7 protein-coding genes are annotated in these 13,128 nt (G+C 65.8%); 2 read left to right on the top strand and 5 right to left on the bottom strand.

The genetic code is table 11. The features are described from left to right. From FAZ11_RS09980 to FAZ11_RS10000, 5 genes are all read right to left on the bottom strand, one after another. A complete protein-coding gene (locus tag FAZ11_RS09980) occupies positions 1–3,132 on the bottom strand; it encodes a multidrug efflux RND transporter permease subunit (protein ID WP_058789533.1) in 3,132 nt (1,043 codons plus the stop codon). A gap of 9 nt (positions 3,133–3,141) precedes the next feature. Then, the gene (locus FAZ11_RS09985) at positions 3,142–4,377 is read right to left on the bottom strand and encodes an MdtA/MuxA family multidrug efflux RND transporter periplasmic adaptor subunit (protein WP_058782795.1); all 1,236 of its coding nucleotides are present in this window, start codon (positions 4,375–4,377) and stop codon (positions 3,142–3,144) included. Between the two features lie 286 nt (positions 4,378–4,663). Further along, the gene (gene tpx, locus FAZ11_RS09990; RefSeq protein WP_058778167.1) at positions 4,664–5,164 is read right to left on the bottom strand and encodes a thiol peroxidase; all 501 of its coding nucleotides are present in this window, start codon (positions 5,162–5,164) and stop codon (positions 4,664–4,666) included. 80 nt (positions 5,165–5,244) lie between these two features. After that, a complete protein-coding gene (locus FAZ11_RS09995) occupies positions 5,245–8,934 on the bottom strand; it encodes a translocation/assembly module TamB domain-containing protein (RefSeq protein WP_058789531.1) in 3,690 nt (1,229 codons plus the stop codon). Further along, positions 8,931–10,607, bottom strand: a complete 1,677-nt coding sequence (locus FAZ11_RS10000; RefSeq protein WP_058784288.1) for an autotransporter assembly complex protein TamA — start codon at positions 10,605–10,607, stop codon at positions 8,931–8,933. Before FAZ11_RS10000 ends, FAZ11_RS09995 begins: the two co-directional genes overlap by 4 nt. 178 nt (positions 10,608–10,785) lie before the next feature. Between FAZ11_RS10000 and xthA the strand changes: the two genes are divergently transcribed. Together xthA and FAZ11_RS10010 are read left to right on the top strand one after the other, a co-directional pair. After that, entirely contained in the window at positions 10,786–11,598 is an 813-nt protein-coding gene (xthA, locus tag FAZ11_RS10005; protein ID WP_058784289.1) for an exodeoxyribonuclease III, read from the top strand. 70 nt (positions 11,599–11,668) lie between these two features. Continuing rightward, positions 11,669–13,021, top strand: coding sequence for a substrate-binding domain-containing protein (locus FAZ11_RS10010; protein WP_081322081.1), 1,353 nt, complete (start codon positions 11,669–11,671; stop codon positions 13,019–13,021). Positions 13,022–13,128: the final 107 nt, after the last annotated feature.

Raw genomic sequence — 13,128 nt, forward strand, 5'->3', positions numbered from 1 at the left:
TCAGGCCGCCCTGCGCCGACCCAGGCGCTCGCCGAGACTATCGAAGGCCAGGTAGATCACCGGAGTGGTGAACAGCGTCAGCACCTGGCTCACCAGCAGGCCGCCGACCATCACCAGGCCCAGCGGCTGGCGTAGCTCGGCGCCCGCCCCCGTGGCCAGCATAAGCGGCACGGCGCCGAACAGCGCCGCCAGGGTAGTCATCAGGATCGGCCGGAATCTCAGCAAAGCGGCCTGATAGATGGCCTCCTCGGGCTTCAGCCCCTGGTGCCGTTCGGCGTCCAGGGCGAAGTCGATCATCATGATGGCGTTCTTCTTGACGATGCCGATGAGCAGGATGATGCCGATCACCGCGATCAGGCTCAGGTCGTCACCGGTGAGCAACAGCGCCAGCAGCGCGCCGATGGCCGCCGAGGGCAGCGTCGAGAGGATCGTCAGCGGATGGATGAAACTCTCGTAGAGCACGCCGAGCACGATGTACATCACCACCACCGCGGCCAGGATCAGCAGCAAGGTGCTGGATAGCGACGCTTGGAAGGCCGCCGCCGCGCCTTGGTAGCGGGTGTTGATGCCGATCGGCAGGCCGATCTCCTGCTTGGCCGCGTCGATGGCGGCCACCGCAGCCCCCAGGGAGACACCGCTCGCCAGGTTGAAGGACAGCGTCACAGCCGGGAATTGGCTCAGGTGATTGATCACCAGCCGCGTCGGCCGCTGCTCCATCTTCACCAGGCTGGAGAGGCGCACCGGGGCGCGGGCGGTGTCGGTGGTGGTCTGCGTGGTGCTGGCCGTGCCGGTACCGCTGTTACCGCTGGCGGTGGTGCCGCTGCCGGCTCTGACCCATACCTGATTCAGGGCGTCCGGCCCCAGGCTGTCGGCGGCGGCGCTGGCCAGCACCACCCGATACTGGTTGGCCTGGGTGTAGATGGTCGAGATCTGCCGTTGGCCGAGGGCGTCGTAGAGGGCGTCGGTGATGGCCGACACCTGCACGCCGAGGCGCGCGGCGGCGTCGCGGTCGATGGTCAGGTACAGCTGCAGGCCCTTGTTCTGCAGGTCGCTGGTGACGTCGGTCAGCTCCGGGCGCTGCTGCAGGGCCTGGGTCAGGCGCGGCACCCAGGTGTCGAGCAGATTGGCATCGGGCGAATCCAGGCTGAGCTGGTATTGGGTACGGCTGACGCGGTCCTCGACGCTGAGATCCTGCACCGGCTGCATGTAGAGGGTGATGCCCACCACCTTGGCGACCGCGGGGCGCAAGCGGTCGATCACTTCCTGGGCGGTGACGTCGCGCTCGCTCTGCGGCTTGAGGTTGATCTGCATGCGCCCGCTGTTGAGGGTGACGTTGTCGCCGTCGACGCCGATGTAGGACGACAGACTGGCCACCGCCGGGTCCTGCAGCACCACCTCGGCCAGCGCCTGCTGCCGCTCGCTCATGGCGCGGAAGGAGATGGACTGGGCCGCCTCGGTGATGCCCTGGATGGAGCCGGTATCCTGCGGCGGGAAGAAGCCCTTGGGCACCAGCAGGTAGAGCACCGCGGTGAGGACGAAGGTCGCCACCGCCAGCAACAGCATCAAGACTCTATTGGCCAGCGACCAGCGCAGCGCCCGACCATAGCCAGCGATCAAGCGTTCGAGCCAGACCAGCCGGTGTTCGGCGGCCTGCTCCTGCTTGAGCAGCCGCGCGCACATCATCGGGGTGAGCGTCAGCGAAATCACCAGGGAGATGAGGATGGCCACCGCCAGGGTGATGGCGAATTCGCGGAACAGGCGGCCCACCACGTCCTGCATGAACAGCAGCGGGATGAGCACGGCGATCAGCGAAATGGTGAGGGACACCAGGGTGAAGCCGATCTGCCGGGCGCCCTTGAGCGCGGCCTCCCGCGGCGTGGCGCCCTCCTCCAGATGCCGCGAGATGTTTTCCAGCATGACGATGGCATCGTCGACGACGAAACCGGTGGCGATGGTCAGCGCCATCAGCGACAGGTTGTTCAGCGAGAAACCCGCCAGGTACATGGCGCCGAAGGTGCCGATCAACGACAGCGGCACCGTGACCGAGGGGATCAAGGTGGCGCTGAAGCGCCGCAGGAAGACGAAGGTGACCATGACCACCAAGCCGACCGCCAGCAACATCTCGTGCTGGACGTCGGTGACCGCCGCGCGGATGGTCTCGGTGCGGTCGCTGAGCACGGCGATGTCGAGACCTGCCGGCAGGCTTTCCTTGAGGCTGGGCAGCAGTGCCTGGATGCGATCGACGGTCTGGATGACGTTGGCACCGGGCTGGCGCTGCACGTTGACCAGGATGGCGCCGCTGCGATTGGCCCAGGCGGCCAGCCGATCGTTTTCCGCGCCCTGGGCGATGGTGGCGACGTCGCCCAGGCGTAGCGCACCGTTGTCGGCGTAGTTGAGGATCAGCGCGCCATAGGCCTTGGGATCGCGGATCTGGTCGTTGGCGTCCAGGGTGGCCACCCGCGTGGGGCCATCGAAGCTGCCCTTGGGCTGGTTGGTGTTCTCGCTGGTGACCAGGCTGCGCACGTCGGCCAGGGTCAGGTTGTGGGCGGCCAGCTTGTCCGGATCGACCTGGATGCGCACCGCCGGACGTTGGCCACCGGCCAGGCTGACCATGCCCACCCCGCTCACCTGGGCCAGCTTCTGCGCCATGCGGGTATCGACGAGGTCGTAGAGGGTGGGCAGCGGCAAGGTCTTGGAGGTGATCGCCAGGGTGACGATGGGCGTATCGGCCGGATTGACCTTGTTGTACACCGGCGGCGCCGGCAGGTCGTTGGGCAAGAGGTTGTTGGCCGCGTTGATCGCCGCCTGTACCTCTTGCTCGGCGACCGACAGGTCCAGCTCCAGGTTGAATCTGAGGGTGATGACCGAGGCGCCACCGGAGCTGGTGGAGGCCATCTGCGACAGCCCCGGCATCTGGCCGAACTGGCGCTCCAGCGGCGCGGTCACGGCGCTGGTCAGCACGTCAGGACTGGCCCCCGGATAGAGGGTCAGCACCCGGATGGTGGGATAGTCCACCTGCGGCAGCGCGGCGACAGGCAGTAGACGGTAGGCCAGCAGGCCAGCGATGAGCAGCGCCACCATCAGCAGGGTGGTGGCGACCGGGCGCAGGATGAAGGGGCGCGAGATATCCATCGCGGCCGATCAGCCCTGGGTCTTGCCGGGCTTGCGTACCGCCGGCTTGGCCGGTTCGCTGGGCGGCGCCGAGGCACCGCTGACGATCTCCACCTCGTTGCCCTCGCGCAGCCGGTCGGTGCCTTCGGTCACCACCCGATCACCCGCGGCGAGGCCTTCAGTGACCACCGTGTTGCTGCCATCATCCGGACCGAGCTTGAGCGCCCGGACCTGGATCTTGTTATCGGGCCCCACCACGTAGGCGAAGGTGCCGTTGGAGCCGAACTGGATGGCCGCCGACGGCACCACCAGCGCCTGGTCCAGCACCTGCTCGCGGACGCGGACGGTGACGAACTGGTTGGGGAACAGGGCTTCGTCGCCATTGGCGAAGCGCGCCCGGAATTTGAGAGTGCCGGTAGTCGTGTCGATCTGGTTGTCGAAGCTCTGCAGGGTGCCCTCGGCGACCTTCTGGGTGCCGCCGCGATCCCAGGCTTCGACGGGCAACGTCTGGCCGCTGCGCGCCCGCTTGAGCAATTCGCTGAGCTGGTTTTCCGGCAGGGTGAAGACCACCGAGATCGGCTGGGTCTGGGTGATGACGGCGACCACGGTGCTGTCATTGGCGGACAGCAGGTTGCCGCCGTCCAGTTGGCGCAGGCCGACCCGACCGGCGATGGGCGCCTTGATCTGGGTGAAGGCCAGGTTCAGCTTGGCGTCGGCCACCGCGGCCTGGCTGTTCTTGAGGGTGCCGCGATACTGGTTGACCAGGGCTTCCTGGGTGTCCAGCGTCTGCTTGGCGATGCTGTCTTCGCGGAACAGCCCCTGGTAGCGCTTGAGATCCAGCTCGGCATTGCGCAGCTGGGCCTGGTTCTGTTGCAGGGTGCCTTCGGCCTGTTGCAGGGCCACCTCGTAGGGCCGCGGGTCGATGGTCGCCAGCAGTTCACCGGCCTTGACCTTCTGGCCTTCCTCGAAGGCGACGCGCAGCAACTCACCGGCCACCCGGGTACGGACATTCACCGTGTTGAGCGCCGTGACCGTACCGATGGACTTGCGCACGATGGGAAAGCTGCGCTGCTCCACTGCCACCACCCGTACCGGGATCGGTCCGGTCATGCCGAACGGCCCGCGAGCGCCCTTCCCGGCCGCCGCTGCACTTTTTTGCGCGTGCTGGTGATACCAGTACCAGCCACCGCCGGCCACCAAGAGAACGATGACGACCAGCCAGGTCAGTCGGCGACGCGAAGCAGTGCGGGGAGAAGAGTCTGACATCGAAGGATACGTACACGCGGGGGAAGGCGGAAAGGTAAGCAGCAGGGACCCGGATAGAACCAGCCCCTTTACCGCCATTTTACTCAAGGCGAAACGGGCAGACACCAGGGTGCCTGCCCGTTTCGCCGTTGGGGTGTTGCAGAAATTAACTGCTCAAGTTGACGATTTCACTCCACGGCGGGCTACCCAAAAGATCATTGCCACGCCTGGTGGTAAGCAAGCATTCGCCCACTCTTGCGCTAACGTCCCCCCTGCCTACCCCGTACCGGCGACAGGCGTCGAACGATCAACCCAGAACCTTCAGGGCAGCCGCGTAGTTGGGCTCCTCACCGATCTCGGGGACCAGCTCGCTGTGCAGCACCTTGTCCTGCTCGTCCAGCACCACTACGGCGCGAGCCGCCAGGCCTTTCAGCGGACCGCTGGCCAGGGCCACACCGTAGTCTTGCAGGAATTCGGCACCGCGCAGGGTGGAGAGGTTCACCACTTTGTCGAGGCCTTCGGCACCGCAGAAACGCTTCTGGGCGAACGGCAGGTCGGCCGAGATGCACAGCACGACGGTATTTTCCAGCTTGTCGACTTCTGCATTGAACTTGCGGATCGAGGTGGCGCAGGTCGGGGTGTCCACGCTGGGGAAGATGTTGAGCACCTTGCGCTTGCCGGCGAGGCTGGCCAGGGTGATGTCCTGCAGATCGCCATTGACCAGGCTGAAGGCCGGCGCCTGCTGACCGGGTTGCGGCAGGGTGCCTTGGACGTCGACCGGGGTGCCGCGCAAACTGACGGTTGTCATGAACTGCTCCTTTTGTCATGAGACGGGAGATGGAGTAAACACGTTTTCCGCGACCGATCAAAGCCTTGCGCGTCCTGCATTCAAAAATCGCGGCGATAGAAGAAATCCAGGGAGTTGGCCAGACCGGTGGCGATTTCCAGATAGAGCCGGCGCGTGAGCTGATAGCGCAGCGACACGGTGGTGGCCGAATCGAAGACACCGACCCCATAACGCACGGAGAGCCGGTCGGTGAGATTGCCCGACGCGACGACGCTGGTCTTGTCGCCTGACCCCGCCGTATCCAGCTGGAAGTTCTGGATGCCCAAACGCTGCGCCAGCTCTCCCGCCGTCCCGGAGCTTCCCGCCAGGCCCAGGGCCAGAGCGGCTTGACCGAGGACGTTGTTATCGGCGTTGCCACTGGACAACGGCCGCCCCAGTACCAGATAGGACAATGCCTGCTCCTGGCTCATGCTCGGCTCGGAGAACACCTCGATGCGCGGCTGCTGGACGAAGCCCGACAGTCGTAGACCCGCGGTGACGTTCTGGTCTTGCAGCACCCGTACCGCCTCGACGTCGATATAGGGCTGACTGATTGGCCCCTGGAAGAACAGCCGCGCCCGCCGCAGGCTCAGGCGTTGGCCATAGGCGTTATAGCGGCCATTGCGCAGATTCAGCTCGCCGCGGGTATCGAGGTTGTCGCCGATGTGCACCTTGCCGACGATCTCGGCGGAGAGGCCGAAGGCTTCGAAGGTGAGCTTGTCGGAGCCCACCAGCACGTCCACGTCCATGGCGATCTGCAACGGCTGCTGCCGGGCGGGGGCTTCCTGGCCCACGATGACGGCATCGTCGGACACCTTCACCGTGGACGGTGGCAACTGCTGGATCTGGATATGCCCGCGCGGCACTCGCACCTCGCCGGTCAGGGCGAGGCGGCCATCCTGCATCAGGATCTTGAGATTGGGCGCTACCTCGAGCTGCGCATAGGGCTCGACATCCACCGGCAACTTGTCACCGGTCACCGCAACGTTGACGTCCAGGCCCTGGGCCCAGCCGACGCTACCCTGGATCTGGCCACGTCCTTGGCTGCCGCTGCGCCAACCGCCGTCGAGGATGGCGGTATCGCCCTGGATGCGTGCGGTGAGGTTGAGATCCTGCAGGCGGGTGGGCACGCTGCCACCGCCGATGTCGCCGCCACTGAGCTGGAGCTGCCCATTGACCCGTGGCTCCAGCAGCGTGCCACCCAGCTCGCCCGAGCCATTGATCTTGCCGGCGAAGTGTTCGATGCCCTCGATGAAGGCCTTGCCCACCGCCAGGTTGAGGCCCTGCAGTTGGAAGCTGCCGGCCAGCGCTCGACGTGAATCGCGGGGATCCAGCTGGGCCTGGACGTTCAGCTGTCCCAGGTCGGTGCTGTTCAACTGCACCTGGGTGTCTATTCGCTGGGGCTGCAGGGCACTGTTCACGTCGAGAGTGGTATAGGTGAAGGTCTGCCATTGCCCGGCGGCGTCGCGCAGCTTGAGGCTACCCGGTCCCGCCTGCAGACGAACCTCACCCGTGGGCCCGGCGGCGGGCAAACGCAGGTCCACATCGCCATCCAGGGTGCCCTGCCAGGCCAGGTCCGGCGGCAACAGCGGTTGCAGACTGGCTAAGGGGAAGGCGCGTAAATGCCAGGCCAGGCGAGTGTCGGGCAGCAGTTGCTGATCATCGCCACAGAGGCTCGCCGCGCCCGAGCGCCAGCAGTGGCGACCCAGCTCCAACCGCCCATTGGCGAAGCGCTCGATGCGCGCCGGGTTTTGCAGCGTCCAGTTCTGCCCGCCCGCGGAGACCGCGCCGCGGGCGAGCTGGCCTTTCCAGTCGCCGTTGGTGGCCAGGGTACCGCTGGCGTCCAACGCCAGCGTCAGTTGTGGCCCCTTGAGGGTGAGGTCGGCCTGCTGCTGGCGGCGGTCGCCTTGGCCCGACAGCCGCAGCACGCCCAGGTCATGGCCGGCCGCCTGAAGGCCCTGGGCGGTCAGCTCCAGCTTGCCGCGCTGGCGGTCATCGAGATCGGCGACCAGGTCGAGCGCAGCGATACGGTTGTCGGTGTAGGCGATTTGCCGGCCATTCAGCCGGAGCTGACCCGCGGGCGCCGCCAGGGTACCGCCCAGGTCGAGCCGGCCCTGCGCGCTGCCAGCGAGATCGGGCCAAAGCTGGCCGAGCCGACGCAGGTCCAGCTGCAGCTGTCCTTGCAGGCGCTGATCGAGAGCCCCCTGCCCCTGAATCCGGTTGTCACCCAGGCGCAGATCCAGTCGCGGCAGCTGCCACTGTTCGCCAGCACCCTTGGCCTGAAGCGCCAGGACAGCCGGCTGGTTGCGCAGGCGCCCCTTGAGGTCCAGCTCGGCCTCCGCTTGCAGGCGGCCATCCTTGAAGGCACCGGTGCTACGCAAGGGACCGGCCAGGCTGCCGGGCAGTTGGGCGACCCAGAAGGCCGGGTCGAGCCGGCTCACGTCCAGCGCGACCTGCCAACTGACGCCCTCGGCAAAGCCCAGATTGACCTTGCCCTGGGCGCGGCCCTGGCCGGCCTGGAGATCGAGGGACGGCAGGTTGAGCTGGGTGGTATCGCCGCTGAAGGGGCTGGCCAGGGTGAAGGCACCGGCCGGGCCGGTGGCGGCCGCCTGGAAGTTGCCGAGGTAGGCGCCATCGCGATAGCTCACCTCAGCCTGCAGCCGCTGCAGGCTCACCGGCGGCTCCGCCATTGGGTACAGCCGCCGCCAGGGGAAGTCGCGCCAGTCCAGGGTGGCATCGGCGGCAAAGCCCTGCTGCCAATCAAGCTTCCCGGCTAGTACCACGCGCTGCTCGGGCTTGGCCTGCAAACGCAGCGCGGCGATCTGCGCACCCTTGGCGTCGACCCGGCCATCCAGGTCGAGGGCTACCAGACCGCCCTCACCCGGCAATTGCGCCTGGCCGACCAGGGCGTAGCCGGCGACAAGATCGCCACGGGCGGTGAGCTTGAGGTCATTCAGCCGCAAGGTCTCAGGCAGACTGGGCGCCGCCTTGAAGCCATTCGCGACCAGTTGCAGATCGGCCGGCACATGCTCGACCAGCGGCTCGAGGGTACCGGTCAGTCGTCCCGGCAGATAGCCGCTGCTGTCGGCGGCCAGATGCAGGGTCTTTTGCAGCTCGCCGTCGATCTCTAGTGCCAGCGACCAGGGCGCCTGGTCGGGCGCCGGCAAGCCAAGGGTGCCACTGAGTTGCAGTGGCCAGTCGCCACTGGGCTGCAGGTGCCCCTGGGTGTCCAGCGTCAGACCGTAGGCCGCGCCAGCTAGGCGCTCGATGGCGATGCCGTCGGCCTGCCAGCGGGCCTGCAATTGCAGATCACGGGCCTGTTCGGCACCGTTATAGAGGATCTGCCCTACACGCACCTCACCCAGTTGTACCCGGAGTGGCAGGCCCAGGGTCGGCAAGCGGATCGGGCCGCTGTTCTCTGGCGCCGACGTGGGGCTGGGCGCCTGCTCGATGGCGACCCGCGACGCCACCAGGGTATCGATGCACAGCTGCAGGCCGAGCAGGCAACGTGGACGCCAGGCGAAGTCGGGATCATCGACCGTCACCCGGGTAGTGCCACCCTCCCACACCAATTGCCGGGCTTGCCAGTGCCCGCCCAGGCGGCCCTGGAAGTCGGTCAGGGTCAGGCCAGGCACCAGACCGAGCATGGCGCGCCCTAGGCTGGCGTTACTCAAGACGAGCACCAGCAGCAGAATCAGGGCGCCGATAAGGGTCGCCAGCACACCGAGGATGACACCGCCTACCGACTTCACAGCTCAGGTCCTATGGAAAAGTGCAGGCGAATGCCACCGGGTTCGTCGAGGGCATGGGCCAGATCCAGGCGGATGGGCCCCACTGGCGAGACCCAACGCACGCCCACGCCGACGCTGGTCTTGAGCTCGTAGTTATTGAGATCGTTGAAGGCGCTGCCCTGGTCGATGAAGGTCGCCAGGCGCCACTTGTCCATCAGCGGGTACTGATACTCGACGCTGCCGGCGACCAGGTAGCGGCCACCCACGTAGTCACCCTCATCGTTCTCCGGCGACAGCGTCTGGTATTCGTAGCCGCGGACGCTCTGGTCGCCACCGGCGAAGAAGCGCAACGAGGGGGGGATCTTGTTGTAGCCGTTGGTGAAGTTGCCGCCCACCTGCAACCGTGCCAGGAAGCGATGCCCGTCCCCCACGGTGATCAGGCCGCGGGCCAGGGCCGTGGTATGGAGCATGTTGGCATCCGACAGCATGCCCTCCTTGGCGGCGGAAACACCGAATTGCAGCCGATAGCCGCGATGGGGATCGATGCGGTTGTCGCTGCGCAACAGGGAGAAATCCACGCCGGGCATCACCAGGTTGGAGGTGCCCTCGTCGTTACCCAGGCGGTAATTTTCGTTACGCCACTTGAGCGAGAGCACTCGCTCCCAGCCATTGGAGAACTTGCGGTGCCACTCGGGGCCCACGACCAGCAATTGACTGAGGGAATCGTCGTTGGCGATCTGCTCGTACTGGTAGCCACCGGCCAGGCGGAACTTGTCGTTGATCGGGTCCTGGCCCGGAATGTCATACCAGGTAGAGATACTCTGCCGCGGCGCCGATAACTCGGCCTCGGCGCCCAGGCTATGGCCTTGCGGGTTGAGCCAGTGGTTTTCCCAGGTGAATCTGAGGCGCGGCCCGACATCCGTGGAGTAGCCCGGACCGAAGCCGAAGGTACGCGGCTTGCGGGTACGCAGGGTCACCGTCACCGGGACCACGGCCGCGCCCTCGGTCTTGGGATAGGTATCGATCCGGGCGCCATCGAAGAAACCGCTGGCGAGCAGGTTGCTCTGGAAATCGGCGATCAGCTCGGAGTCATAGGGCGTGCCCTCGCTGAAGGGCACCATGCGTTGCAACAGATCGGGATCGAAGGGCGCATCGCCCTCGAAGGAGACCTTGCCCAGCGTGAAGCGCGGACCGCTGTCGAACACCAGGTCGATGTCGGCGAAGCCGGTGGCGGGATCGATGCGTAGTTGGTGCTGGGTGAAGGTGCCACGGAAGAAGCCGTAACGTTGCGCCTGGTTCTGGATCAGGCTCTTGGCGTCTTCGTAGAGCCCCTGGTTCAGCGGCTGGCCGGGCTTGAGGCCGGCAGGTATCGGTTGCTGGAAGGCGGTAAGCCGACGTGCCGGGCCTTCGATGCGAATGATGACGTTGCGCAGTTTCACCGGCTCGCCCTGGTGAACCTTTATCACCAACCGTGGCGTTTCACCCGGATCGACGTGGGTCTCGATCTGGGCGTGGTAGAAGCCCAGCGCCTCAGCCGCCTGCTGTGCCTGACGCTCTGCCACCGGGCGCAACCGCTGCAATGCGGCCGCATCGCGGCCCTCGACGGAGCCGATATAGTTCTGGATGTTCTCCTGCAGCGGAGCGTTGGCTGGATCGACCTGTACCCTGACTTCGGCCGGTGCCGCCCAGGCCATCCCGTGCAGACAACACACTCCAATCAAGGCGCGGCGTAGAGCGTTCGGACTATTCATACAGGGATGCTAACGGGCGTTGCGCTCTCAGACAAACGGATGGCCCAAGGGTTCGCTCCGCTGCCGTTTCGCCACGAATTCACCAAATAGGCTAGGATCATCCTTTTTCAGAGCAGCCTCCATGAAAGTAATCTGCTTCAATATCAACGGCTTGCGAGCAAGACCTCACCAGCTTTCTGCCATCATCGAGCGCTACGACCCGGACGTGATCGGGCTCCAGGAAACCAAGGTCTCGGACGATCAGTTTCCCCAGGCGGAAATCGAGGCGCTGGGCTACCACGTGCACTACCACGGCCAGAAGGGTCACTATGGCGTGGCCCTGCTGTCGCGCCTGGCACCGCTGGAGTTGCACAAAGGCTTCCCCGATGACGGCGAAGAGTCCCAGAAAAGATTCATCTATGGCGTCTTCGCTGACCGTCAGGGCCAGCCGCTGGTTGTCATGAATGGCTATTTTCCCCAGGGCGAGAACATCGCGCACCCCACGAAATTTCCTGGAAAGAGGAAGTTCTATGCGGATCTTCAGAAATTACTTGAGGAGCGTTTTTCCGCCGACACCCCTTTGCTGCTCATGGGTGACTTCAATATCTCCGCCCAGGATCACGACATCGGCATCGGTGCCGCCAATGCCAAGCGTTGGCTGAGAACCGGCGCCTGCAGCTTCCAGCCGGAAGAACGTGAATGGATGCAGCGACTCCTCGACTGGGGCCTGATCGACAGCTATCGCCACCTGCATCCGGACGTGGACGACCGCTTCAGCTGGTTCCCCTATCGCAGCCGGGGCTTCGAAGACGAGCCCAAGCGGGGGCTACGCATCGACACCATCCTGGCCTCGCGGGCACTACGGGAGCGCATCCTGTCCGCCGGCGTGGACTACGATATCCGCGGCATGGAGAAGCCCTCCGACCATGCGCCGATATGGCTCGAATTGACCTGAGGAGCTGTAACCTTCACGTCATCGACCCCCCCTAAGGTGGCGGCCTCGTCGTAGGTTCGAGGCCCGACCCATGAATTGCTCCGCCCCGGTAATCCGCCGTGTTTTGCTACGGCGAGCGGTGCTCACGCTGCTGCCCCTCATTGCGCCCGCGCTGTTCGCTGCCGAGCCGGGAACCACCCTTTTGCGCCTGCAGGGCTCCAATACGGTGAATGCCGATCTGGGACCACGGCTGGTAGCAGGACTGCTGGCCGAAAGAGGCTACGGCAATCAGCGCCTGGAGCCCACCGGCGTGCTGGATGAATGGCGGCTGATGGCCCGCGCCCCGGACGGTAGCACGGTGGCGGTGCAGATCGCCGCTCACGGCACCGGGACCGGCTTTGCCGCCTTGGCCAACCGGACGACAGATGTGGCGGCCGCTTCGCGCCCCATCAACGACAATGAAGCAACCACGCTCGCCACGCTGGGCGATCTACGCAGCAGGGACGCCGAATATGTGATTGGCCTGGATGGCCTGGCGATCATCGTGCATCCCGGCAATCCACTGCGCGAGCTCGATCTACAACAGTTGGCGCAGATTTTCGCGGGCGACGTCAGCGATTGGCAGCAACTGGGCGGTAAGCCCGGGCCTATCCATCTCTACGCCCGGGACGATCGCTCAGGCACCTATGACACCTTTCGCGAGCTGGTGCTCACCCCGGCGGGTAAGCGGCTGAACCAGAACGCCAAGCGCTACGAATCCAACGAAGAACTGGCGCAGCGGGTAATGGGTGATCCCGCCGGCATCGGCTTCACCAGCCTGGCGGCCGCTGCCAAGTTGCCGACGCTCGCCCTGCGTGATGGCGAAGGCCAGGCCATCGCCCCTAGCGAGGCGAGTGTCGCGACCGAAGACTATCCTCTGGCACGGCGGCTGTTCCTCTATGCCCCTCCCGGCCAAGGCTCCGACTGGGTCAAGGGACTGCTGGAGTTCAGCCAGACCGCCGCTGGGCAGGCGGCGGTGCAACAAAGCGGCTTCGTCGCCCAGCGCATAGCGCCGCTCAGGATCACCGCCACGGCCGGCATGCCGCCCGCCTATGCCGAACTGGCCCGGCGCGCCCAGCGCCTCACCGTCAACTTCCGCTTCACCGCCGGCAGTGCCCGACTGGACAACAAGGCGCTGCGCGACGTGGAGCGCCTGGCCGCCTTCATGCGCCAACCCGAGAACGCCAATCGACGGCTGCTGGTAGTCGGCTTCAACGACGCCACCGAAGACCCCGCCCGGGCCGAGCTACTGGGGCGACTGCGCGCAACGGCAGTGGCCACTGCCCTGAGGCACCAGAACGCCTTTCCCAGCGAGGTGATTTCCCTGGGCGACCTGCTACCCGTCGCCGGCCTCTCGCAGAACGGTCGTGTGAAGAATCGCCGGGTCGAGGCCTGGATCGACTAGCAAGGCGCTGGCAATAGCCCTACCAGCCAGCGCCTCACTAGCGCTCCACCACTGGCCGTCCCCGTGATCCCATTCTCGCGGATCACCGCCGCGCGCGTCCTTGCCAG

It is taken from the genome of Pseudomonas rhizoryzae (assembly GCF_005250615.1).
GTDB classification, from domain to species: domain Bacteria; phylum Pseudomonadota; class Gammaproteobacteria; order Pseudomonadales; family Pseudomonadaceae; genus Chryseomonas; species Chryseomonas rhizoryzae.

Excerpts from the sequence above, each read along its gene's own strand:
- FAZ11_RS09980 (WP_058789533.1), bottom strand. The coding sequence starts at position 3,132 with ATGGATATCTCGCGCCCCTTCATCCTGCGCCCGGTCGCCACCACCCTG.
- FAZ11_RS09985 (WP_058782795.1), bottom strand. The coding sequence starts at position 4,377 with ATGTCAGACTCTTCTCCCCGCACTGCTTCGCGTCGCCGACTGACCTGG.
- tpx (WP_058778167.1), bottom strand. The coding sequence starts at position 5,164 with ATGACAACCGTCAGTTTGCGCGGCACCCCGGTCGACGTCCAAGGCACC.
- FAZ11_RS10000 (WP_058784288.1), bottom strand. The coding sequence starts at position 10,607 with ATGGCCTGGGCGGCACCGGCCGAAGTCAGGGTACAGGTCGATCCAGCC.
- xthA (WP_058784289.1), top strand. The coding sequence starts at position 10,786 with ATGAAAGTAATCTGCTTCAATATCAACGGCTTGCGAGCAAGACCTCAC.
- FAZ11_RS10010 (WP_081322081.1), top strand. The coding sequence starts at position 11,669 with ATGAATTGCTCCGCCCCGGTAATCCGCCGTGTTTTGCTACGGCGAGCG.